We start from the raw sequence: 23971 nt of genomic DNA on the forward strand, positions 1-23971 counted from the left end.
AGGCGATGAGCTGGCGAAATGTTTGCCAATTAGCGATGATTCGTCCGGTCCGGGCATAAATTTAGAGATGTCGATGTATTGACATTCAGGTACGAAGCTTGGCAGCATGACTTGGGAGCGCTTCCGCAAAGCGGTCCGATTCGTTCCACTCGTGCGGCTCGAAGGCGGCCGTCCCGGCATGAGCGCTCCCACGAAAACGGACACACCACCCACAGGAGTAGCCAAATGGAACTCGACAATCTGGCCCCGCCACGGCCTCGGCGCCGATGGCGCCGCGCCGCGGCGGTGACGCTGCCGGTCGCCCTCGTGGGGACCTTCGCCGCGGTGGCCGCCCCTCAGGCCTTCGCCGCCGAGTACTGCGGCGGGGTCCAGTACAACGTCGTCTCGACCTGGGGCGGGGGCTTCCAGGCCAACGTCGTCATCACGGCGGGCGACGCCGGCCTCAACGGCTGGGACATCGAATGGGACTTCCCGACCGGCACCACCGTCTCCAGCGCGTGGAACGTGGACTGGAGCCAGAGCGGGGGCCACTTCACCGGTTCTGACGTGGGCTGGAACGGGTCGGTGAGCGCGGGCCAGAGCAAAGAGGTCTTCGGCTTCATCGGTTCGGGCCAGGCCACCGCGCCCACCGGTATCACCGTCAACGGCGAGTCCTGCGACGGCTCCGAGGAGCCGGTCGAGCCCGAACTCGAAGTCTCGCGCGCGAACGTGGTCGTCGACGCCGGCTCCACCACCTCGATCGACGTCGGCTTCTCGGCCGCCACCGAATCGGCGGCCACGGTGACCACGGCGCGGACCTCTGGTTCGACCGCCATCTCGGTCGCTTCGGGCGCTTCGCTCAGCTTCCCGGCGGGCGCCCCGGCCACCAAGCCGGTCACGTTCAGCGCGGCGGCCGACGCGGCCCCGTCGGACTCGGCCACGTTCACGGTCTCCTCGCCCGGCTTCGAGCCGGTGCAGGTGGTCGTCACGGTCGCCGACCTCGGCGAGGTCACGCAGAACGAGGAACGCTTCCTCACGATGTACGACCAGCTCGCGGGCGCGGACTCCCCGTACCTGCACGAGACGGGCGTCCCCTACCACTCGGTGGAGGAGCTCATCGTCGAGGCGCCGGACTACGGCCACGAGACGACCTCTGAGGCCTTGAGCTATCTCCAGTGGCTGGAGGCCGCCTACGGCCAGGTCACCGGCGACTGGTCGGGTTACAACGAGTCGTGGGACATCACGGAGCAGTACGCGATCCCGGACCTGAACCCGACGAACTACAACCCGAGTTCGCCGGCGTCGTACGCGCCGGAGTCGGGCGACGTCACGGACTACCCGACGCAGCTGGACTTCAACGCTCCGGTCGGCGACGACCCGCTCGGTGCGGAACTGCGCAACACTTACGGCAGCAACCAGGTGTACGGCATGCACTGGATCCTGGACGTGGACAACGCCTACGGCTTCGGCGAGTGCGGCGACGGGACGACCGAGCCCGCGTACATGAACACGTTCCAGCGCGGCTCGCAGGAGTCGACGTGGGAGACGGTGGCGCACCCGTCGTGCGAGACCTTCGACTTCGGCGGTGAGAACGGCTTCCTCGACCTGTTCGTGGGCGACTCGCAGTACTCGCAGCAGCAGCGTTACACCGACGCCCCCGACGCCGACGCGCGCGCCGTCCAGGTCGCGTGGATGGCGCAGCAGTGGGCCGCCGAGCAGGGCGCCGAGTCGCAGATCTCCGGATCGCTCGACAACGCGTCCAAGATGGGCGACTTCCTGCGGTACTCGTTCGCGGACAAGTACTTCAAGCAGATCGCGGGCGACTGCATCGGCATCAGCACCTGCCCCGACGGCAGCGGCAAGAGCTCGTTCCACCACCTGATCTCCTGGTACTACTCCTGGGGCGCGGGCATGAACGGCGACTGGTCCTTCCGCATCGGCGGTTCCGGTGTCCACCAGGGCTACCAGAACCCGATGGCCGCGTACGCGCTCTCCGAGGGCGGGCTGGCTCCCGACTCGCCGACCGCGGCGGCCGACTGGGCCGCGAGCCTCGACGCCCAGCTGGAATTCCTGGAGTGGCTCCAGGTCCCGCAGGGTTCGCAGGGCGCGGGCGCCATCGCCGGCGGTGCGACGAACAACTGGGGCGGCAACTACGGCACTCCGACGACGAGCGCCGAGTTCGAGGGCCTGTACTACGACGAGCAGCCCGTGTGGCACGACCCGCCGTCGAACCGCTGGTTCGGCTTCCAGGTCTGGGGCATGGACCGCACGGCGCAGTTGTGCTACGCCACCGGTGACGAGCGGGCCTGCGGCCTGCTCGACGAATGGGTCGCTTGGGCCCTTTCGGAGAGCGAGATCAGCGCGACGGACTACAGCCTGCCGGGCGACCTGGAGTGGAACGGCGAGCCGGGGGCGGGTCTTACCGCCACGGTGAGCACCATGTCCAAGGACCCGGGTGTGGCCGGTGCGTTCGCGAAGATCCTGGCCTACCACGCGGCGGCCACGGGCGACACCGCGTCGCAGACGGCCGCTTCGAACCTCCTCGACGGCCTGTGGGCGGTCAACGACGGTGTCGGCGTGACCCAGACCGAGGGCCGGGCGGACTACTGCCGCTTCGGCGACGAGGTCTACATCCCCGAGGGGTGGACGGGCACCATGCCGAACGGCGACGTGCTGGAGAACGGGGTGTCGTTCATCGAGACCCGGTCCTTCATGAAGGAGTTCGAGGGCTGGGACCAGGTCCAGGCCTACATCGACGGCGGTTGCACGGGTCCGGCTCCGGAGTTCCAGTACCACCGCTACTGGCACCAGGTCGAGGTGGCGACGGCGTTCCAGCTGTACGCCTCGCTCTTCGAGTAACGAGATGACGCGGCGCCCGGTGACCAAGCCGGGCGCCGCATTGACAGATACGCAGTGAACGGCGCGATCGGTTGCATGAGCTTCCGGTCGCGCCGTTTTTATTCGCGCTGTTCGCGATGCGCCGCTGTCGTTCGCCGCTTCGCTTGTGCCGCAGTGCTGCTTCTCGTTGTGAGTCCGCTGCTGAGCACACAGGTCGGGTCCGCCGGACGGGGTTCGGTTTCGGCCCACCGGGCCCGACCTCTATGCTCAGCGCTTTCCGGCCCCCACCGCCAGTGCGCTGAATGTTGTTGTGGCAGTCCGTGTCCGGTCAGTCGACGTCGATGTCGAGGTCTTGCAGAGCGTCCCAGAAACTCTCGGTCACGGGGCGCGTGCTGGCGATGCCGGCCATGGCGGGTAGGCCACCGGGGAGGTAGGTCGAGGCGATGGTGGTGTAGTCGACGCCGTCGTCGGCGTGGGCCACGGTGACGGTGCCTCCGGCGCGGATGAGCCGCAGCCAGATCTCGTCGGATTCGGTGTCGACCGGGGAGAGCGACCAGTTGGTGTGTTCCCTGGTGGTCACCGTGGAGACGAGGTGTTGTCCCCCAAGGTATTCGGCGCCGGTCTTGACCCAGTTGGAATCGTCGACGCGAATGGTGAGGGAGGCCTCGGCGTGCTGGTGGCGGTGTTCGGGACGGAATCGCATGGCGATCTCGCCGTCGCCTTCGAGCTCGAGGCCGTAGATGTAGACGTGTTCGCGCAGGTGCTCGGTGCCTGCGCTGCGACTGAAGGTGGTCTTGATCTCGAAGTAGGGAGTGATCAATCCACCGTCAACCGTCCATTGTACTTCTTCTGAAGGAGACTGCATAATCCTATGATGCCACACGCGATCGGGGCGTTTTCGGGCAAAGCGGACGGCGTAACCCAAAGTTAATCCAGTCTTCGGATCCGTCACATTCCTGAAACCCCAGCTCAACCAGGCTATGCAGCGGTAAGTGCGGCTTCCGTTACGCTCCTTGGAGAGCGTACGGCCTAAGGCTCCGGCGGCCCGCCGAAGCGCTTGTCGCCCAAAGCGTCGCATAGCGGCGCGGTCCATGGGCCGATGCGGACCAGGGTACCCCCGCATTGCCGGATTGCAAACAGCCCCAATGCGGCTTTACCGGCTCTGGGCCCGCATCATCGGTGAAGCTTGCGAGCCGTGAATGGGCATGCAAATCGTAGAGAATTTCGTGTTGCATGTGATCCGGAATGGCCCGCGAGTTCGCCGCTGTTCGCATAGGCGACAGGCGGACTAGAGTGCCGAGTGCTCATACCCGTGTCCTCGCGGCCTGCTCGACCGTTAATCCGGATAGAGGAGTACGCAGTGCACGGAAGCGAAGGCGAATGAGGAGATAGCGTGAGCATGCAGCATTCAGCGAGGCCGGCGCCGCACGACGCCGACGCGCCCGAACCGGGGCGCGGCGTGCCGCGCCAGGACCGCTCCGCGCCGCCACGCCGATCGCGGCACACCGCCGAATCCGCCCCGTCCGCGCCTGATCCGGCTTCGATGGTCGTGCCGATCCCGGCCCGCTCGCGCCGCTCCCGCCGGGACGGCCCTTCGAAGCTCTTCTCGCTCGAGCAGCCCCCGCCGCTCGACGCGCCCCTGGGGATCACCGAGATCATGGGCTGGTCGCTCGCTTCGGCGATGTGGCGCGACCACCTGCCCGAGCAGCTGCTCGGCATCGACTGCGCCTCCTGCAAGCAGGCCTGGCCGTGCGACACCTGGAAGATCGCGGACGACCTGCTCACCGAATGCTGCGAGGCCGCGGGCGGGACGCCCGCCGGAGCCCGATAGCCCCATCGTTCGCAAAGTTGAGTCGACCCGACTCAACTTTAGTGCGGTCCGTCACAATTCCCCTGATCAACTTGACAGTCGATACCCGCCGGTCGAACATTGAGTCTATCCGGCTCAACTTGGTTCGGGGTTCCCGCCCGGCCGCTTGAGACAGAGACTCGTCTCCAATCCCGGAGGCATCTGTTCGACTACGTCAGGAGATCAACATGGCACGTGCGGTCGGTATCGACCTCGGCACGACGAACTCCGTGGTCAGCGTCCTCGAAGGCGGGGAAGCCACGGTTATCACCAATGCTGAGGGGGCCAGGACCACCCCGTCCATCGTCGCCTTCGCCAAGAACGGCGAAGTGCTGGTCGGCGAAGTGGCCAAGCGCCAGGCGGTCACGAACCCGGACCGCACCATCCGCTCCGTCAAGCGCTACATGGGCACCGACTGGACCGTCGACATCGACGGCAAGTCGTACACCGCGCAGGAGATCAGCGCGCGCATCCTCATGAAGCTCAAGCGCGACGCCGAGGCCTACCTGGGCGAGAACGTGACCGACGCGGTCGTCACCGTTCCGGCCTACTTCTCCGACGCGCAGCGCACCGCCACCAAAGAGGCGGGCGAGATCGCGGGCCTCAACGTCCTGCGCATCATCAACGAGCCCACTTCGGCGGCGCTCTCCTACGGCCTGGACAAGGGCGAGGAAGAGCAGACCATCCTCGTCTTCGACCTCGGCGGCGGCACCTTCGACGTGTCCCTGCTGGAGATCGCCGACGGCGTCATCCAGGTCAAGGCCACCTCGGGCGACAACCACCTCGGCGGCGACGACTGGGACGACCGGGTCATCCAGCACCTGGTCAAGACCTTCAACGGCCAGTACGGCGTCGACTTGTCCAAGGACAAGATGGCCATGCAGCGCCTCAAGGAGGCCGCTGAGAAGGCCAAGATCGAGCTTTCCTCGGCCACGCAGACCTCGATCAACCTCCCGTACATCACCGCGGGCCCCGACGGGCCGCTGCACCTCGACGTCTCGCTCTCGCGCGCCGAGTTCGAGCAGATGACCTCCGACCTCCTCGACCGCTGCAAGAAGCCGTTCGAGCAGGCCGTCAAGGACGCCGGGATCAACGTCGCCGAGGTCGACCACGTCATCCTCGTCGGCGGCTCGACCCGCATGCCGGCCGTCTCGGACCTGGTCAAGCGCCTCATCGGCCGTGACGCGCACAAGGGCGTCAACCCGGACGAGGTCGTCGCCATCGGCGCGACCCTCCAGGCCGGCGTCCTCAAGGGCGAGGTCAAGGACGTGCTGCTCCTCGACGTCACGCCCCTGAGCCTGGGCATCGAGACCAAGGGCGGGATCTTCACCAAGCTCATCGAGCGCAACACCACGATCCCGACCAAGCGCTCGGAGGTCTTCACGACCGCCGACGACAACCAGCCGTCGGTGCTCATCCAGGTCTTCCAGGGCGAGCGCGAGATCGCGGCCTACAACAAGAAGCTCGGCACCTTCGAGCTCACCGGTCTGCCCCCGGCGCCGCGCGGCGTCCCGCAGATCGAGGTCACCTTCGACATCGACGCGAACGGCATCGTGAACGTCTCCGCGAAGGACTCCGCCACCGGCAAGGCCCAGTCGATGACCATCTCCGGCGGTTCGAGCCTGGCGCAGGACGACATCCAGCGGATGATGGCCGAGGCGCAGGAGCACGCCGAGGAAGACCGTCAGCGCAAGGAGGAGGCCGAGGCCCGCAACATGGGCGAGTCGCTGGTCTACCAGACCGAGAAGCTGCTGGCCGAATCCGGCGACAAGATCCCCGAGGACCTCAAGGGCCGCATCAACGAGGCCACCGGCACCCTCAAGGGCGCCTTGGGCGGCAGCGACATCGAGGCGATCAAGACCGCCACGGAGGAGCTCTCCAAGGTCAGCCAGGAGGCCGGGCAGGCCATGTACGCGGCGGCGCAGGCCGAGCAGGGCACGCAGCCGACCGGTCCGGCTTCGGACGCGCCGGGCGCTTCGGGCGCCGATGACGTCGTCGACGCCGAGATCGTCGACGACGACAAGGACCAGAAGTGACGGACGAAGGCAACAAGGAAGCCGACGACGCGGCTACGCCCGAGCCCGGCGGCGACGCCGAGGGCGCCGAGGCCGAGCTGACCGTGGACGACATCCTCGCGGCCGCTTCGGATGACGGCCAGGCCGCGGATGACGCGGTGGCCGTCCTCCAGTCGACCATCGAGGAGCGCACGCGGGACCTGCAGCGGATCACCGCCGAGTTCCAGAACTACCGCAAGCGCGTCGAGCGGGACAAGGCCCGCGCAAGCGAGCTGGCCACGGCCGGGGTGCTGCAGAGCCTCCTGCCGGTGCTCGACGACATGGACCGGGCGCGGGAGCACGGGGACCTCAACGGCCCCTTCGGTGCCGTGGCCGAGCAGCTCCACAGCGCGCTCGCCAAGCACGGCCTGGAGTCCTTCGGCACGAAGGGCGACGCGTTCGACCCGCAGGTCCACGAGGCCGTGGCGCACATGCAGATGCCGGGCGTCGACGGCCCGACCTGCATCGACGTGATGCGCTCGGGCTACCGCCTCGGCGACAAGCTGCTGCGCCCCGCGCTGGTGGCGGTCGCCGAGCCGTCCGACGAAGCGGAACCCGTTGCGGCGGAAGCCGAGCCGGAGACCGAGGTCGCTGACGAGGTAGCGGGCGAAGTCGTGGACGAGATCGTAGAGGCCGAAGTGCCGGAAGCGGAACCGGAAGCGACGCTTGACGACGAGGCCGAGCCGGAAGCGGTTGAGGGCGAGGCTCCCGAGGAGTCGGAGGAAGCTGCCGAGGCCGCTTCCGAGGACGACCACAAGGGCAAGCGCAAGGGCAGACCGAAGAAGCCGTAGGCATGCGGATCGCAATACGATTGCAGTGAAGGAGGCGTCCCGTGGCATCGCAAGAGTGGCTTGAGAAGGACTTCTACGCCATACTCGGCGTGCCGCAGGACGCCTCCAAGAAGGACATCGAGAAGTCCTATCGCAAGCTCGCCCGCGAACTGCACCCCGACCACAACCCGGACCCGGCCGCCGAGGAGCGCTTCAAGGGCGTCTCGGAGGCCTATTCGGTGCTCCACGACGACAAGGCCCGCGCCGAGTACGACCAGATCCAGCTGATGAAGTCCGGCCGCGGCGGCTTCGGCGGCATGCCGGGTGGCGGCATGCCCGGCGGCGGCGTCAACTTCGAAGACCTGTTCGGGAACACGGGTACTTCGGGCGGGTTCACGGACCTGTTCGGCGACCTGTTCCGCGGGGGCGGCTCGCACCGGCGCCGCAGCGGCGCCCAGCGCGGCAACGACCTGCGCACCCACATCACGCTCGACTTCGCCGACGCGGTGCAGGGCACCACCGCCGAGATCCGCATGCGGGCCCCGGGCGAGTGCGCGACCTGCCACGGATCGGGCGCGAAGCCCGGGACGGCCCCGAGCACCTGCCCCCGTTGCGGCGGCAGGGGACTGGTCACCGAGAACCAGGGCGCGTTCAGCTTCGCGCAGCCGTGCCCCGAATGCGAGGGCACCGGCACCGTCGTCACCAACCCGTGTGTCGACTGCGGCGGCACGGGCGCGACCACGCAGGACCGCATCATCACCGTGCGGGTCCCGGCCGGCATCGGCGACGGCCAGTCGATCCGCCTGGCCGGCCGCGGCGCCCCGGGCGAGCGCGGCGGGCCCGCCGGCGACCTGCTCGTGAAAGTGACCGTGCGGTCCCATCCGCTGTTCGCCCGCGACGGCGACAACGTGACGCTGCGCCTGCCGGTCACCTTCCCCGAGGCCGCGATGGGCGCCAAGGTGAAAGTCCCGACGCTCGACGGCCCCGTGACCTTGAAGATCCCCGAGGGGACCCCGACCGGGCGCGTCCTGCGCGTCAAGGGCCGCGGCGTCCCCGGCAAGGGCGACCTGCTCGTCACGGTCGACATCGAAGTGCCGCACGCCCTTTCGGCCGAGGCCCGCGATGCCCTGGAGAAGTACGCGGCCGCGTCGCCGACGGCCGATCGCTCGAAGCTGGAAGAGCTGACGGGCCAATGACAGTCATGGCGAAGTTTGCGAGCCGTAAATCGGCACTGCAGAAGGTGCGCTTCCGACTCGCCCGCGTTCCGTGGGCGAAGGAAGCGCCCGCGCCAGGCGGAAGCCGAGCGGCCGTACCCGGCACCCGCGCCGGGGACGCGGCCGCGGCGACCGACCGGCCGCTCGCGAGACGAGCGACCGCGTCGCATCCGGGTTCCGGCAGCCGCCGGAGCGCCGCGGCGACACGTAGGACGAGTACCGAGCGAGGGAGGGAACCGTGACCGCTTCGGACCGCACCGGCTCGAGCCCGGCCTCTGGGCCTGGCCGTCCCGATGACCGCTCCACCGACCGCACCGCCCGCCGTTCCGGCGACCGCACTGTCGACAGTGCCTTCGACGGCGCGCGCCACCAGGTGCGCATCGAAGTCTCGTACGCCCGGAGCATGCCCGGCGGCGAAGTGATCGACTACGACGCCAAGATCCTCGCGATCTCGGCCGCCGCGGAGATGGCCGGGATGCACCCGCAGACCCTGCGCCAGTACGACCGCCTCGGCCTCGTCGAGCCCGGCCGCACGCCGGGCGGCGGCCGCCGCTACTCCGTCCGCGACGTCTCCCGCCTGCGCGAGATCCAGCGCCTCAGCCAGGACGAGGGCGTCAACCTCGCCGGCATCAAACGCATCATGGACCTCGAACGCGAAGTGCACGCCGTGCGCGCCGAAGCGAACGCCGCCGTCGAGGAGCTCGTGGAGGAGCTCCACCGCACCCGCGCCCAGCTCGCGGAGCTGCGCGCCATGGCCGGACCGTTCGGCCGATCGACCGACATCGTCCTGTGGCGCGGTGAACAAAGATGACCGTCGGCCCCGGCCTTCCGTCCCGTTAAGATCGGCTCCATGCGACGAAAACGACGCTCATTTGCGGCTCGCAAGCCGCGCCGAGGGCGACATCGAAGTCCCCGGCCCGGCGGCGGCGCACCGCTCCGGGCATCGGAACCCCACATAGGGCGTGAGCCATGCTCATAGCCATCGGTCTGGTCATCATCCTGGCCGTCACCGCCGCCACGGGCTTCTTCGTGGCGCTCGAATTCGCCTACACCGCCGTCGACCGCTCCCGTCTCCAGGACATCGCCAACGACGGCGACCCGCGCCGGGCCGCCCGCGCCCGCCGGGCCCTCAAGATCTGCACCTCCCTGTCGTTCGCCCTCTCGGGCGCCCAACTGGGCATCACCGTCACCGCCCTGTTCGTCGGCTTCTTCGCCGAGCCGTACCTAGGCCAGGGCCTGGCCGACCTCCTCGGCGTCGCCGGCGTCCCGACCGCCGTCTCGGTCACCATCGGCGTCACCTTCGCGTTCCTGTTCGCGAACGTCGTCCAGATGATCCTCGGCGAACTCGGCCCCAAGAACCTCGCGATCGCCCGCACCGAAGCCCTCGCGCTCGCGCTGGCCGCGCCCACGCACGCCTACCTCACCGTGTGCGGGCCGATCATCAAGTTCTTCGACTCCGCCTCCAACAAGCTCTTGAAGCTCTTGGGGATCCAGGCGATCGAAGAGCTCGACCACAACGCGACCCCTGAAGACCTGCACCGCATCATCGACGTCTCCCGCGACGAGGGCGCCCTCGACCGGGGCCTGTCCGACCTCCTCGACCGCGGCCTCGACTTCTCCGCGACCGTGGCCGACCAGGCCATGACCCCGCGCGTCAACGTCCAGACCCTCTCGGCCGAAGCCACCGTGGCCGACGCCGTCGAGGCCCTCGCCGGGGGCCACTCGCGCTTCCCGGTCGTCGGCGACGACGTGGACGACCTGCGCGGCGTCGTCGGCCTCGGACAGATCATCGGCGTCCCCCGCGAGGACCGCGCCAGCGTGCGGGTCGGCGAGATCGCCGACCCGGCCCTGCTCGTGCCCGCCTCGCTGCCGCTCCCCACCCTGCTCGAGCGCATGCGAAGCCAGCACCGCCAGCTCGCCTGCATCGTGGACGAGTTCGGCGGCTTCGCCGGCATCGTCACCCTCGAAGACCTCGCCGAAGAACTCGTCGGGGAGATCCGCGACGAGCAGGACCGCTTCGAGGCCGTCCCGGTCTCCCTCGCGGGCGGCGCCTGGCTCATCCCCGGGCGCTGGCGCATCGACGAGGTCGCCGACGCCACCGGTATCGAACTGCCCGAAGGCGAGCACTACGAGACGATCGCGGGCCTCGTGATGGCCCAGCTCGGCCGCATCGCCCACCCGGGCGACACGGTCGACGTCGACGCCGTGCCGCGCGTGGGCGACTCCGAAGACGACGCCGACAGAGCCCCCCGCCGGGTGCGCATGGTCGTCGTCTCCTGCTCCCGCCATGTGCCGCAAGCGATCGAGCTGCGGCCCCAGTCCGTGGAGGTGGACGCGTGAGCACCGGTCCCGCACTGCTGATCTCCGTCCTCCTGCTGGGCGCCAACGCGTTCTTCGTGGCCGCCGAGTTCGCCCTCGTGGCCTCCCGGCAGCACCGGCTCGAACAGGACGGCTCCCGCGCCGCCCGGGCCGCCTTGCGCGGCACCAGGAACCTGTCGCTCATGCTCGCCGGCGCCCAACTGGGCATCACCGCCTGCACCGTCGGGCTCGGCGCGCTCGCCGAACCGGCGCTGGCGCACGCGATCGAAGTCCCGTTGGAGGCCATCGGCCTTGAAGCGGCGGCGCATCCGATCGCGTTCACGCTCGCGCTGCTCATCGTGGTGTTCCTGCACATGGTCGTGGGCGAGATGATGCCCAAGTCGTGGGCGATCACCCACCCTGAGGCTTCCGCGATGGCGCTGATCTGGCCGTTCACCGGCTACGTGTGGCTGACGAAGCCGATCCTGCTGGGCCTCAACCACGGTGCGAACGCGATCCTGCGGGCGTTCGGGGTCGAGCCGGCCGACGAGAAGGCCCAGGCGCACTCGCCGGAGGAGCTGCGGTACCTGCTGCGGTCCTCGGCGGAGGCCGGGATGCTCGGCGAGCCGGAGCACCAGATGCTCACGCACGCCATCGAAGTGCAGCGCCGCCCGGTCGGCGAGCTGTCGATCCCGTGGGCCGAGGTCGTGACGATCCCGTCCGGGTCGACGGCGGTGCAGGCCGAGGAGCGCAGCCGCGACACGGGCCGTTCGCGCCTGGTCGTGGTCGACGCGGACGAGCGCCCCGTCGGGCTCGTCCACGTGCGCGAGGCCGTGCAGTCCGAACCGGGGGCCGCGGTCGCCGATCTGGCCGCCGCGCCGCTGCTCGTGGGCGCCGACACCACGGTCGCTGCCGCCGTCGCGCTCATGCGCCGCCAGCGGGCGCAGCTCGCGCTCGTCCACGGTCCGGACCGCGAGGTCACCGGCCTGGTCGCCATGGAGGACCTCCTCGAGGAGATCATGGGCGACTTCGAGGACGAGACGGACAAGGCCCGCTAAACGAGTCGAACACAGTAGAGGGCCTCGACAACTGTCGAGGCCTTCTTGGCGAAGCTTGCGAGCCAAGCATTCGCCCAGCGGTATCGCTGGAGTAGACGTTTTTGCCGCGACACGCGGCCCGGGCGTGTTCGTCGCCGGTTTCGAGCCTTTCAGGCGTGATCATGATTCATCAACCGTTTCCTGTGACTCTGGAAGAGCATGTCGAAATTCTTCGAGGAATCCGGGCCGGAATTCGCTGTCGCCATGCGCGGCTACGACCGCAATCAGGTCGAAGAGTTCACTTCCCGGCTGTACCAGAACATCAAATCCCACGAGCAGTACCGCGACGAGGCGTCGCGGGCATTGGAGGCCGCGGAGCAGCAGCTCCGCCGCGCGGAGGAACGCATTTCCGCGCTGGAACGCCGTGTCGCCGACCGGGCCACGCAGATCGCCGAGGCCGAGGCCCCGACCCTGGCCGGGCTCGGCGCGCGCGTCGAGAAGATCCTGCGCGCCGCCGAGCAGGACGCCGGGGTCCAGAAGGCCGACGCCAAGCGCATGGCCGCGTCGATGCTGAACGAGGCCCGTGCCGAAGCCGAGTCGATGGTGCGCTCGGCCCACACGGAGGCCTCCGAGATCACCGCCACCACCGACCAGGACGTCACCGAGATCCGCGCCCGCGCGGTCAACGAGACCACCGAGTTGCGTGAGAACGCCCGCCGCAACCACGATCTGGCCATAGCCGACTCGCACCGCGAGGCCCAGACCGCGCAGACCCAGTCGCGCGCCGAGGTCGAGAAGATGCGCTCGCAGGCCGAACGCGAGATCGCGGTCCAGCGGGCCACGGCCGAACGCGAGGTCACCGAGCTCAAGTCGCACGCCGCCCGCGACTCGGACGAGCAGCGCAACGCCGCCCAGCGGCTTTTGGCCGAGGCCGCCGAGCACCGCAAGAAGAAGACCCAGGAGCTCATCCTCGCCGAGGCCGACCGGCGCGAGCGGGCCCAGAAGGAGGAGGCCGACCGGCACCAGCAGGCCATCGCGACCGCGCAGCGGATCGTCTCGGAGGCGGAGGACCGCCTCGCGCTCGCCGAGGAGCGCACTCGCAGCTCCGAGAACCGGGCCGTCGAGCGCCGCGAAGAGGCCGACCAGCAGGCCAAGGACGCCGTGCAGCGCGCGGTCGAGCAGGTCAAGGTCGTCAAGGCGGACGCGGTCAAGGAGGCCGAGCGCCTGCGCCGCGCCGCCGAGGAGCGGGCCGCCGAGCGCGTGCAGCCGTTGGCCGAGGAGGTCGCGGCGCTCTCGCGTCAGCGCGACAGCGCCGGTTCGAACCTGACGGACCTGCGCCGCCAGCTCGGGCTGGTCTCCGGCGAGGAGGAGCTCCGGATCTTCCCGGCGTCGAGTTCCTCGAGCAGCGACTACGACTCGCCCACGACGGGCAGCGAGTTCGCTGCGCCTTTCACTGGCAGCGGGTTCGATTTGCCTGAAACCTCGGGTTCGGCGAGCGGGGTCTTCGAATCCGAGTCGGCGCCGCTGCCGCTCAACAAGCAGCGGGACGGCTCCGACATAGACCGGACCCAGCAGCTGCCGGTGGTCCGCTGAGGCCCAGTGCCTCGCAAATGAACATGCACGGCCGCGCGCCGCGGTCGACCGGGACGAGAGCGAAAACGCTCTCCGCACTGGCCGACCGCGGCGCGGCCCTATATTATAAATAAACTGAACTAATTCGGTGGGGACGCTACGCCGCCCCCGCACACCCCGGGCCCGCGAAGCCACGCGAGCCGCACACCAGCTCAACCAGCACAGGAGCCCCCGCACATGCAGCGCCGCATCTCGCTGATCCCGCAGCCGCAGCAGCTCACCGCCGCAGACGGCGACCTCGACCTGAGCACCCTCGGCGCCATCGCCGCAGCGCCCGACCTGCACCCCCTGGCCTGGCTCCTCTCCGACCTCCTCAACCGCGGCACCGGCCTGCGCCTCCCCGTAGTACAAAGCACCGCAAAGGACCCTGCAGGAGGCCGCGTCCTGCGCCTCGCCCTCGAAGGCCACCGACCCGAAGACTTCACCACCGCCGCCGAGGCCTACCGCCTCGACGTCACCCCAGAAGGCGTCGACCTCGTCGCCGCCCACCCGGCCGGCATCGCCCGCGGCATCGCCACCCTCCGCCAGCTCCTGCCCGCCGACGCCCTCCGCGAAGCCCCCGCCGCCGAGCCGGTCGTCCCGCTCGTCCAGATCCGCGACGAGCCGCGCCTGCGCTGGCGGGGAGTCATGCTCGACGTCGCGAGGCACTTCCAGCCCAAGGACTTCGTACTCAAGATGATCGACCGGGCCTGGCTCCACCGGCTCAACGTGATCCAGCTGCACCTCACCGACGACCAGGGCTGGCGCTACGAGATCCCCTCCCGCCCCAAGCTCACCGAGATCGGCTCCTGGCGGGCCGAGACGGTGATCGGCCACGCCCGCGAGGACCGCGGCTTCGACGGCACCCCGCACGGCGGCCACTACTCGGTCTCGGACCTGCGCGAGATCGCCTCGTACGCGCGCGAGCGCCACATCATGATCGTCCCCGAGGTGAACCTGCCCGGGCACGCCCGCGCGGTGCTCGCGGCCTACCCCGAACTCGGTGCGGGGCAGAACAAGCCGGTGTCGCCGACGTTCGGCGTCTTCGAAGAGGTCCTCGAGCCCACCCAGGCCGCGCTCGACTTCGCGCTCGAGGCCTACACCGCCATCGGCGAGGTCTTCGACGGCCCGTTCGTGCACATCGGCGGCGACGAAGTGCCCATGACCCAGTGGGAGTCCTCGCCGATCGCCAAGGCGCTCATGGAGAAGGAGGGCCTGGAGGACGTGCGCGGCGTGCAGGCCTGGTTCACCGAGGCGTTCTGCGCGCACCTGCACGCCATGGGCAAGCGCGTGATCGGCTGGGACGAGATCCTCGACGGCGGCGCCCCCGCCGAGGCCGCGGTCGCCGTGTGGCGCACCCAGGCCTACGTCGAGAAGGCCCTTGAAGCCGGGCACGAAGTGCTCGTGAGCCCGCAGTCCCACGTGTACTTCGACCACTACGAGGGCGAGGACGAGGGTGAGCCGCTGCGCATCCACGGCCTCACGTCGGTCGAGAAGGTCGCCGGCTGGGATCCGGCCCCCGACGGCGTCGACGAGTCGAAGATCCTTGGCGCCCAATGCCAGCTGTGGTCGGAGTACCTGCCGCACCCGCGCGACGTCGAGTACGCCGCGTTCCCGCGCATGGCCGTCTTCGCCGAAGTCGCGTGGACCAGCCGCGAGGTGCGCGCGGCCGAACCGGTCCTCGACCGGCTCCCCGAGCACCTGGAGCGCCTGCACGCCATGGGCATCGGCTACCGGCCGCTCGAAGGCCCGAAGCCCTGGCAGCAGGGCGGCTCGGGCCGCTACCGCCGCTTCGACTGGGCGTTCACCGAGCCTGAGGCCGAATAGCGGCCGAATCGTCTTGGGGTGAAACGAAACCCGTGCGGGCCGCCGAAGCGGCTCACACGGGTTTCTTTACTATGAGTAGGTCCCCGACGGCGGCATCGGCGCATTGCGGGTCAGCAGCAGGGTCAGCAATCGAGACCGCCGGTGCCGTCGCCGGGGAGTCTGCGTCCGGGCCCCGAAGGGCCCGGAGGTCCGGGTCGCTAGGGGCGCCCGTAGCCGACGATGGAGCCGCCGTAGTCGATGTCGACGATCTTCACCACGGTCGTCGAGTTCGGGGCGTGGATGATCTCGCCGTTGCCGATGTACATGCCGACGTGCGCCAGGTCGTTGTAGAAGACCAGGTCGCCGTCTTGGAGCTCGTCGCGGGAGATCCGCGCCGTCTCGTCCCACTGCATGGCCGCGTTGTGCGAGAGGTTCACGCCGACCGCGCCCCACGCGCCCTGCGTCAGGCCCGAGCAGTCCCACGAGTCCGGACCGTCCTCGCCGTACACGTACGGCTCGCCGAGCTGGTCCATCGCGAACTGCACCGCGCCGGACGAACCTTCGTAGTCGTATTCGGGAACGTTCTCCTCGGCGTACTGGTCCTCGTACTCCTCTTCGAGGTCGGCGATCTCGGCCTCGATGTCTTCCTGCTGCTGCTCCATCTCCTCGAGGATCTCGTCGGCGCTGGACTTGAGGGTCTCGAGCTCGGTCTTGCGGGTCTCGAGCTCCTGGACCTGGGCGATGTTGGCCTGCAGCTGCTCGTTCTCGGCCGCCGTGAGGTTGTCGAGGTACAGGAGGCGGTCGGCGAAGTCGGAGGGGTCGCCGGCGAGGACCGAGTTCATCATCGCGAACTCGCCGCCGGTGTAGGCCGCGGAGGCGTAATCGGCGAGGGCTTCGTTGGCATCGGCGGTCTCGGCCTCGAGGGCCGGCAGCTGAAGCTCGATCTCGGCGATCAGGTCGTTGGCGTCGTTGAGCTCTTCGCGCTTGGCGTTGTAGTCCTCGATGACCTTCTCGAGCGCTTCGTGGCGCTCGTCGATCTCGGCCTGGATCTCTTCGCTCGTCTGCGCGTTCGCCGTGGAGGTGGTGAACAGCGTGGCACTCACGGGGAGCAGTGCTGCGGCCGTGAGGGCGGCAGCGATTCGCCGGGTACGCACCAGGGAGGCGCTCCTTCCTTTGGCCGCCTACCGGGTTAGCTGTCGGGTTCGGGCGGAAGGAAGGGTCGCCCTACGCGCCCGAGGACGCGATTCACCCCGTCGGCCCTGCGTTCGATGCCGACTGCTGGTTCCCCGGTTCAGTGAAGCTGGGGGCTTCGCCGACTCGGCGGTGCCGCGCGGCGGGTGCGGGGTGCACCCGAGTTTCCGATGCGACGGGTTCACGTTAGAGGCGGTTGTGGCCCTTGACAAGGGCAGAGGGAGAATTTCTCGCACAATGGCACGGAATACTACGGGCCGCTGCATCGACATGACGAGCAGTTGCCGATATACCCCTTAGGGGTATACACTGACGTCCGGAGGGAAACGACATGGCGAGCGATCAGACCGACCCGGTTGCAACCGGCACCGTCGAGCCGACTGAAGGCTCGCACGGCCACGACGAGCACTACTGGTACCACGGTGACAAGGCCGCGCTCACGCGCCGCCTCAAGCGCATCGAGGGCCAGGTTCGCGGCATCCAGCGGATGGTCGAAGGCGACGAGTACTGCATCGACATCCTGACGCAGATCTCGGCTTCCACCAAGGGACTCCAGGCCGTAGCGCTCAACCTCCTCGAAGGCCACCTGGCCCACTGCGTCGCCGAAGCGCAGACCTCGGGTGACCCGACCGCCGCCGCAGCCAAGGTCAAAGAGGCCTCGGACGCGGTGGCCCGACTGCTCAGAACCTGACCACTCACCCTGAGCCGATTCATGGCTCGCAAGCATCGCCAAGAGGAGAAGAAATGGAAACCGTGTACGTCGTCAAGGGCATGACCTGCGGACACTGCGCCGGAAGCGTCACCCAGGAACTCTCCGCGCTCCCCGGCGTCGAAGGCGTCGACGTGGCCCTGGACACCGGCAAGGTCACCGTGAAGAGCGAAGCCGCCCTCACGGAGGACGCGGTCCGCGAGGCCGTCGACGAAGCAGGCTACGAACTCCTCGGTGTTGCCTGACCCCCGTCGTACTCAGGCCCTGAGCGTCCGTTCACCGGGTGTTCAGGGCCGCTTCATTGCCCAATCGCGGACCTCCTGAAGTAGAGTCGACGGCATGGCACTCTCCGACGAAGAACGTTCCGTCGAACTCGACGAGGACTTCTCGGTGCTCCCGGACCAGACCACCGACGACACCGACCGCGGCTGGGGCGAGGCCCCCGTACGGCGTCCCAAGAAGTCCGAGTTCTCGGCGCGCGACCTCGACCTCATGGCGGAACGCCCCCCGCACTGGTCCTGAGGTCGCACCGGCCCGCTCCGGTGTTCTCAACACTGTGATCACGCGTTCGCACGCGCCCCATAGGATGCTTCACGTACGAATCCATCCCGTGGAAGGACCGGCGCTTGAACGACGCAGCACCTCGGCCGCAGCTTTCCGGGCTGCCCCGTTCCCTCGACATGGAGGCCGCCCGCGCCCGCCTCGAGGAGCGCCGGGCCCGCTTCGAGCAGATGGCCGCCCAGACGCAGGCCATGGCCGACCAGATGAAGTCCTTGTCGGCGACGGCGAGCGACCCGAACGGCCTGGTCACCGTCAAAGTCGACTCCACGGGGAACCTCACCGACATCGAGCTCTCCGCTCGTACGCAGCGCGTGGCGCCCGATGTCGTCTCCCGCGCCATCATGGACACGCTCGCCGAGGCCAAGCGGCGCATCACCGATCAGACCGGCGAGGTCATCGCCGCGACCGTCGGGGCCGACTCCGAGACGGGTAAAGCGGTGGCGGCCGACCTCAAAGAGCGGTTCGGCTCGGGCGAGGACGAGGAGCCGCGGCGGTGAGCGGCATCATCAACGTCGATCCCCAAGAGCTGCGCACCCACAGCGCCCACATTCAGGACCTGGTCTCCAGGATCGAGTCCGTGCGTTCGGCTTCGAGCGCCATCTCCCAGGCCGACGACGCCTTCGGGCCGCTGTGCGCGTGGATGGCCCCGATCCTCGAAGAGAAGCACGGCGAGACCGACACCCTGATCGACCAGGCCAAAGCCAACCTGGAGACCCACGTGACGGAGCTCGGCGCCACCGCCGACGCGTACGAGGAAGCGGACGCGGCCGCCGCGTCCGACTTCGACGGCCTCTCAGGGGAGATGTAGATGGGCGACAACTCCCTTGTGGCCGACGTCCAGGATTCCCACCGCTGGTACACCGGCTCGGGCATCGGCGAGAGCATCGCGGACGTCGTCACCGCCATCGACGGCGGCAACTGGGTCGACGCGCTGCTCGCGGGCTTCATGACCGGGCTCGAAGGCGTCGGCGGGTTCCTCGACCCGCTCGGGACGATCGCGTCCACCAGTGTCTCCTGGATCATGGAAGCGGTCGAGCCGCTGCGCGAGTTCCTCGACGACGTGGCCGGTGACGCCGACATCCTCACCGCCCACGCCCAGACCTGGACCAACATGGCGACCGAGCTGCTCGCGGTCAAGGACGAACTCGACGGGTTCGTCGACGCCGACCTCGGGGCCTGGGTCGGCTCGGCCTCGGACGCCTACCGGCAGAAGATGGATTACAACGTCGAAGGCCTCGACGGCCTCTCCGGGCTGTGCGCTGCGATGGCGGCCGCCACGCAGGGCGCCGGAACGCTGGTGACCGTGACCCGCGAGCTCGTGCGCGAGATCATCTCCGAACTCGTCGCCACCCTCCTGGTCCGTCTCCCGGTGTGGCTCGGCCTGGTCGCCACCGGCGTCGGCATCCCGGCCGTGGCCGCCCAGGTCACCGGCATGGTGCTGCGCGTGGCCTCCACTCTGATCGGCGTGATCGTCGCGCTTGTGCAGAGCTTCTCAAGCCTGCAAGCGCTCCTCGACAGTTAGGCACGGGCGAACCCCATGAACGGCATCGTCAAACTTCTGGTCGTGGCCGTCATCGGCCTGGCCTTCATCAAGCCCGGACCCCCGAAGCCGCGCAAGCCCGGCGGCGGTCCGACGCCCACGCCGCCGGTCGGCGGCTTCAGCTCGGGCAGGGCCGCGACCGCGAGCAACCTCGACAAGGGCGCCGCCGGCGGCAAGACCCCAGAGGAGATCCAGGCGGAGATCGATGCGGCATACGATGCCGCACGGACCGACAAGGGCTCTGAGGACGACGCGTACGACGAGCGCGACGGCGACGATGCGGACGATCCGGACGACGACGGCGTCGACCCGAACGGAACGGACCTGTCGAACGAGCAGGTCGCCGACAGGATCGCCGCGCACGCCGATCAGCGCTCGATCCCGGGCGTCCCCGATGACCAGGTCGCGGACTACATCAAGAACATCATGAGCGTCCCCGGGACGAAGATGCGTCCCACCCCGAGCGGCACACCGCGTTGGGGCTGGTGGGACCCGCAGACCGGTACCATGATCATCCGCGAGGGGAACAACGGCACCTTCATGCAGCCGAGCCGCAAGTACGAGTATTACCAAGAACAGGTTCAGGAATAGGGGTCGGAATGCGGTACGACAATCCGCTCACGGAAAGGCTGTGGGCCGGGCTCGACGCGGAAGAGCTCGCGCACATCGCAGCGGTCGACGCGGAACGGCTCGAGTACGAGCGGGAAGGTCTCGCGGAGCAGTTCCGCCACAACTTGACCACCCCCACGTACGCGCTCAAGAAGCGCTTCGCGATGTGGGAGACCCTGGCGTACAAGATGGGGAACCACTGGCCGCCCGACGGCTACTACCTCATCGACGAGTACGTGAACGACCTGTTCAACCGCGCCGAGACCGCGACCGCGATCGGCAAGCTCCCACACGCCTTGCAGGCGAAGCTCAATGCCGTCCTGTTCGCGATCGACGAGCAGTTCAATCGTTTGACCGTCCCGGATGGAGGAGCGGAGTTCGACCGCTGGGGCCAGCGGCGTCCGGCCGATGTCCCTCCGGCCCTGTGGGAACGACGTCCGATCAACCTGCCGTGGGAGTCCTGACGCCCACCGGGCACCCGGCCACGGACCCTAGCGGCGGTTCCAGGCCTTTGATCTGAGGCAATGCCCTTCAGCGACAAGGCCGAGGACCGGTTGCGCCGCATCGCACTCTGGTCTGCCAGTCTTGGGCTTCGGCCCGGCCGCTCGGCCGCGTTTCGGGTGAGCTTCAAGCAGTCAGCGACGGCGAGGTGGGAGTCGGCCGGGGAGTTCGTGGCCGGGCGGGTGGCGGTGACGGCCTGAGGTTGGGGGATGGTGCCGGTGGGTGCCGCCGGCTCAGCCTCGTTTCGGGTGGGCTTCAAGCCGTCAGCGACGGCGAGGTGGGGGCTGAGCGGGGATTTCGTGGCCGGGAGGCGCTCCGGCGGTGTTGGAGCCGGGCCGAGTGGGCGGTGCTGGTCGTTCACGCTTCCTGGTCTCGCTTTGCTTGCGCTGCAAGCAGTCAGCGATGGCGGGGTCGGATCCGGGCCTGGGTCGTGTGGCCGGGGCCGGGTCGGTCGTTGCCGCCGCCTTGCTGGCCGGGTGGTGCCCGTCGGAGAGGGCCGGTCGGTCGTGCTTCGGTTGGGCCGCAGCCGGTTGGCGTCGGTGCGGTCGGAGCCTGTCCGGGTGTTCGGGGCGTCAGTGATGGCCGCTGCGCCCTCACCGGGGCCGATCGCCGCGCTCAGGGCAGCCCTGCGCGCCGTGGCGGTGCCGATCGGCATCGTCTGCTTGGCCGCGTGGGTTCGTTCGTGCAGCGGCGCACTGGGCATCGTCGTGTCAGTCGTCGTGATGGTCGTGTCACCTCCTTCCAACATCCAGGTTCGCGCTTCGGTCGTGTCTTGCCTTGTCTTGCTTGGAGTCGACCCGTTCCTGTGGGCCGTCTCGCGGTGGGGTGTCTGCTCCTTCATGGTCGTGGTTGCCTTGGAATGTCCGGCCTGTGAGTGTCGGTCGGTCATCTCGCCTCGAGTCGGCTTATCCGCCTTCGGGACCTCGACGGGGGCAATGGCACAAGCATGGAAGCGGTCGGATCTCTACGCTTCTGCAGCGCGGGCGACTGATGCTTCTACGTGGTCGACGGAGTATCTGGCCAGAGGCTCATGTCGTAGTCTGCTTACCACCAGACTCTACGTCTACTGTGTTCGGATTTCGCATCCTTGTGCGTACTTTCAATTATCCACGCCTCCAACGCCACCCGCATCACCCACAAGACGAGAAGGGTTTCACGTTCCTGGTCCTCACCACGGACCGACCGGCAGCGCCCCAACGGAAATCGTGCCGTCGCCAGTCGCCGCCAGACAGCAGCGCCGCGACCCCGATCCTCTCCAACCTTCTGTCGCTGCCTGTTTGAACGCCGATCACCGCCACACCAGGCACCGAGACCAAAGCCAGTTCCCGATACATGATGATCGGGCCACGATCCGAATGGATCACGGCCCGATCGCGTGTCAGCCTTCGTCGTGTTCGTGGTTGATGGTGGGTCGGAATGCGGTCATCCGTCGCATTCGCGGGTGATCTCGGCCCAGATTCGGCGTGCGTGGGCGATGATCGCTTCGTGCTGCTCGTTGGCCCACTCGGCGTGGAGCGGCGCTGAGACCCGAAGGCCTGCTTGGTCGGTGTCGAGGCTGATGACCGAGCCGAGGGTTTGCGGTTCCGTCCCGGTGAGGATCACGCGCAGGCGAGGCTGCTTGAGCACGGGTTCGAAGCGGAGCAGGCGCCCGTCGACCCAGGCGGTGGCCATGAACTGCAACCGATTCACAGCACCGCCACCTCCCCGAACGCCCGGTGCGCGTCGAACGCCTGCTCCCACCGGGCGATGTAAGGCAGCGGTGAGGGGCGGGGCCGCTCCTCGCGGGGCCGACCGCGCCAATGCGCGGCACCCCGTTCCGCTTGCACTGCTCGACGATCCGTCTTGGACTGGCCCGATCGCGCTTCGCGAGCGGATCTGGTTTGATCAGGCTGCGCAACTCGGCGAGCCGTCTCGGACTGATCCGATTGTGCTTCGCGCGCGACTCCGACCTGATTCGCTTGCGCCGCTTCGGGAGTCGCCCCGCTCTGGTCTGCTCGTGTCTCGCGGGCGGCTACGGCGAGCCGTACTCTTGCGGCTTGCACGCTTCGGATCGCCTGCGCCATTTGCGCGCCCGGAAGCGACTGCTCCTCGTGCGCGGCCCGGCGGGAGTTCTCCCGCGACTGCGCCGCTTCGACGCCTTGCGTCGACCACGCCGCCTCGGCGGTTTGCGGTGCTCGATCCGCCTGCGGCTGAACCTGCCGGGGCACCGGCACCGACCGCGGGGCTCGGACCGGCGCGGGTGCTTCGTTCTCCCTGTGGCCCTTGAACACCGCCGTCAACCATCGGAACATCCGCAGCAACACTGCAATCGGCCAACGGTGCTGGCACTCCAAGGCCCGCCGGTCCGCCCAATGGGAGGCCGCGAGCTCGGAGGACTTGATGACGAACCGGTCCCAGGCGTCCTCGCGCAGCTTCTCGAACCTGTATGGCTCCTCCTGCGTCGCTACGCAGTCCGCCTGGCCCGACTCGTCTTCCTGGTCGTCGTCCGCCCAGAAGCGCGTCCGCTTGCGCGGTGCGGTCGAGGGGTAGTCGGGCACGATTCGCAGGTTGCTGCAACGGGAACCACCGCCGGAACCGGCCCCACCGCCACGGGCGTTGCCACCACCACCGTCTCGGTTCCCGCCGCCACGGCTCCCATCATCGCGCTGGTTACCGCCACCGTGACCGCCGCTTTCGCCGCCGTCGTCGCAGGAGTCGCTGCGTCTCGTATTGTGCTGCAACGAGTCCGACCGCTCCGCTGCGTCCCTCGCCTCGGCCTGCTCCCAAGGCGGGGTCGGGTCGGGCAGCTCGTCTCGGCGGTGGCGGCCGGTGCGGGGGTCCGGTCGCCACCCTGGGGACCCGAACGGGCCCGGGTCGTCGGGGTCGTGCGGGCGGGCGCGGTCGATGATCCAGGTGTCGCCTGGTCGGTGCCGCAAATGCGGCGGCTCGTACCTCGGGCTCCACGGGTCGGAGTCGGGGGCGTCGAGATCGGTGAGATCCGGCCGGGTCTGGTACCGGTAGGCGCCCGGCGTCATCGGATCGGGTGAGCCGTCGGCAAGGAACAGGCGCCGGCCCGCCCAGTCGAACCAGCCGTCGACCTGCTCGAACAGGCCCGGGTTCTCGGGGTGCGGGTAGGCGCGGTTGTGTCGGGGGTCGTCGGGTTGCGCGTTTCGGCCTACCGGCTCGCGCCGGTTTCGGCGTACGCTGACAGAGACCATGGAGGGTTTCCTTCCTTGGTTGGGAAGGTGGGTCGCCTCCAGAGGCCAATCTAGATCGGCGACCCACCGGTTCCTATTCAGTTGTTGCGGAATACGCCCACTGGGCGCTTCTTTCACATTGACACACACGTGTGATGGATGCCAGCTAGCGACACGCCCCCATGCAAAAGCGTCTAGATGTCCCTCCTCACCTGTGCATGCGAAAGG

Annotated in this window: 22 protein-coding genes and 1 riboswitch; of the genes, 18 read left to right on the plus strand and 4 right to left on the minus strand. The window is 68.7% G+C overall.

Annotation, left to right across the window (positions count from 1 at the left end; translation table 11 throughout):
- Positions 1–225: 225 nt before the first annotated feature.
- The gene (locus ACFO8M_RS18615; RefSeq protein ID WP_387978313.1) at positions 226–2838 is read left to right on the plus strand and encodes a glycoside hydrolase family 48 protein; all 2613 of its coding nucleotides are present in this window, start codon (positions 226–228) and stop codon (positions 2836–2838) included.
- A gap of 307 nt (positions 2839–3145) precedes the next feature.
- On the opposite strand, the gene ACFO8M_RS18620 is transcribed toward ACFO8M_RS18615, so the two are convergent.
- Positions 3146–3637: a DUF1349 domain-containing protein gene (locus ACFO8M_RS18620; protein ID WP_387978315.1), complete on the minus strand. Its 492-nt coding sequence runs from the start codon at positions 3635–3637 to the stop codon at positions 3146–3148.
- A 573-nt stretch (positions 3638–4210) separates the two neighbouring features.
- Between ACFO8M_RS18620 and ACFO8M_RS18625 the strand changes: the two genes are divergently transcribed.
- The 9 genes from ACFO8M_RS18625 (at position 4211) to ACFO8M_RS18665 (ending at position 15477) form a co-directional block, all read left to right on the plus strand.
- The gene (locus ACFO8M_RS18625; RefSeq protein ID WP_387978317.1) at positions 4211–4648 is read left to right on the plus strand and encodes a hypothetical protein; all 438 of its coding nucleotides are present in this window, start codon (positions 4211–4213) and stop codon (positions 4646–4648) included.
- A 206-nt stretch (positions 4649–4854) separates the two neighbouring features.
- A complete protein-coding gene (gene dnaK / locus ACFO8M_RS18630) occupies positions 4855–6702 on the plus strand; it encodes a molecular chaperone DnaK (RefSeq protein WP_387978319.1) in 1848 nt (615 codons plus the stop codon).
- Positions 6699–7511: a nucleotide exchange factor GrpE gene (locus ACFO8M_RS18635; protein WP_387978321.1), complete on the plus strand. Its 813-nt coding sequence runs from the start codon at positions 6699–6701 to the stop codon at positions 7509–7511. The genes dnaK and ACFO8M_RS18635 overlap by 4 nt, the downstream gene beginning before the upstream one ends.
- A gap of 41 nt (positions 7512–7552) precedes the next feature.
- Positions 7553–8686: a molecular chaperone DnaJ gene (gene dnaJ, locus ACFO8M_RS18640; protein WP_387978323.1), complete on the plus strand. Its 1134-nt coding sequence runs from the start codon at positions 7553–7555 to the stop codon at positions 8684–8686.
- 421 nt (positions 8687–9107) lie between these two features.
- A complete protein-coding gene (locus tag ACFO8M_RS18645; protein WP_387978501.1) occupies positions 9108–9515 on the plus strand; it encodes a heat shock protein transcriptional repressor HspR in 408 nt (135 codons plus the stop codon).
- A 158-nt stretch (positions 9516–9673) separates the two neighbouring features.
- On the plus strand, positions 9674–11044 hold the full coding sequence (locus tag ACFO8M_RS18650) for a hemolysin family protein (RefSeq protein WP_387978324.1): 1371 nt from the start codon (positions 9674–9676) through the stop codon (positions 11042–11044).
- Positions 11041–12060 (plus strand): hemolysin family protein, encoded by a 1020-nt coding sequence (locus ACFO8M_RS18655; RefSeq protein WP_387978326.1) that lies wholly within the window; start codon positions 11041–11043, stop codon positions 12058–12060. The genes ACFO8M_RS18650 and ACFO8M_RS18655 overlap by 4 nt, the downstream gene beginning before the upstream one ends.
- Before the next feature lie 198 nt (positions 12061–12258).
- The gene (locus ACFO8M_RS18660) at positions 12259–13632 is read left to right on the plus strand and encodes a hypothetical protein (protein WP_387978328.1); all 1374 of its coding nucleotides are present in this window, start codon (positions 12259–12261) and stop codon (positions 13630–13632) included.
- Between the two features lie 216 nt (positions 13633–13848).
- A complete protein-coding gene (locus tag ACFO8M_RS18665) occupies positions 13849–15477 on the plus strand; it encodes a beta-N-acetylhexosaminidase (protein ID WP_387978330.1) in 1629 nt (542 codons plus the stop codon).
- A 197-nt stretch (positions 15478–15674) separates the two neighbouring features.
- On the opposite strand, the gene ACFO8M_RS18670 is transcribed toward ACFO8M_RS18665, so the two are convergent.
- Positions 15675–16610: a C40 family peptidase gene (locus tag ACFO8M_RS18670; protein ID WP_387978332.1), complete on the minus strand. Its 936-nt coding sequence runs from the start codon at positions 16608–16610 to the stop codon at positions 15675–15677.
- 8 nt (positions 16611–16618) lie between these two features.
- Positions 16619–16789, minus strand: a riboswitch (cyclic di-AMP (ydaO/yuaA leader).
- 189 nt (positions 16790–16978) lie between these two features.
- Between ACFO8M_RS18670 and ACFO8M_RS18675 the strand changes: the two genes are divergently transcribed.
- The 8 genes from ACFO8M_RS18675 (at position 16979) to ACFO8M_RS18710 (ending at position 20530) form a co-directional block, all read left to right on the plus strand.
- On the plus strand, positions 16979–17338 hold the full coding sequence (locus ACFO8M_RS18675; protein ID WP_387978334.1) for a metal-sensitive transcriptional regulator: 360 nt from the start codon (positions 16979–16981) through the stop codon (positions 17336–17338).
- Positions 17339–17355: 17 nt separating this feature from the next.
- The gene (locus ACFO8M_RS18680; protein WP_387978503.1) at positions 17356–17601 is read left to right on the plus strand and encodes a heavy-metal-associated domain-containing protein; all 246 of its coding nucleotides are present in this window, start codon (positions 17356–17358) and stop codon (positions 17599–17601) included.
- Between the two features lie 94 nt (positions 17602–17695).
- A complete protein-coding gene (locus tag ACFO8M_RS18685) occupies positions 17696–17878 on the plus strand; it encodes a hypothetical protein (protein WP_387978335.1) in 183 nt (60 codons plus the stop codon).
- Between the two features lie 104 nt (positions 17879–17982).
- A complete protein-coding gene (locus tag ACFO8M_RS18690) occupies positions 17983–18414 on the plus strand; it encodes a YbaB/EbfC family nucleoid-associated protein (protein WP_387978337.1) in 432 nt (143 codons plus the stop codon).
- Complete coding sequence (locus tag ACFO8M_RS18695; RefSeq protein WP_387978339.1) at positions 18411–18725, plus strand: type VII secretion target; 315 nt, start codon at positions 18411–18413, stop codon at positions 18723–18725. Before ACFO8M_RS18690 ends, ACFO8M_RS18695 begins: the two co-directional genes overlap by 4 nt.
- Positions 18726–19439: a WXG100 family type VII secretion target gene (locus ACFO8M_RS18700; protein ID WP_387978340.1), complete on the plus strand. Its 714-nt coding sequence runs from the start codon at positions 18726–18728 to the stop codon at positions 19437–19439.
- Between the two features lie 15 nt (positions 19440–19454).
- Positions 19455–20048 (plus strand): hypothetical protein, encoded by a 594-nt coding sequence (locus tag ACFO8M_RS18705; protein ID WP_387978341.1) that lies wholly within the window; start codon positions 19455–19457, stop codon positions 20046–20048.
- Between the two features lie 8 nt (positions 20049–20056).
- Entirely contained in the window at positions 20057–20530 is a 474-nt protein-coding gene (locus tag ACFO8M_RS18710; RefSeq protein ID WP_387978343.1) for a hypothetical protein, read from the plus strand.
- 1459 nt (positions 20531–21989) lie between these two features.
- On the opposite strand, the gene ACFO8M_RS18715 is transcribed toward ACFO8M_RS18710, so the two are convergent.
- The gene (locus ACFO8M_RS18715) at positions 21990–22256 is read right to left on the minus strand and encodes a hypothetical protein (protein ID WP_387978345.1); all 267 of its coding nucleotides are present in this window, start codon (positions 22254–22256) and stop codon (positions 21990–21992) included.
- The gene (locus ACFO8M_RS18720) at positions 22253–23893 is read right to left on the minus strand and encodes a hypothetical protein (RefSeq protein WP_387978347.1); all 1641 of its coding nucleotides are present in this window, start codon (positions 23891–23893) and stop codon (positions 22253–22255) included. The genes ACFO8M_RS18715 and ACFO8M_RS18720 overlap by 4 nt, the downstream gene beginning before the upstream one ends.
- Positions 23894–23971: the final 78 nt, after the last annotated feature.

The sequence above is a fragment of the Glycomyces rhizosphaerae genome, assembly GCF_042647865.1.
GTDB lineage: Bacteria > Actinomycetota > Actinomycetes > Mycobacteriales > Micromonosporaceae > Glycomyces > Glycomyces rhizosphaerae.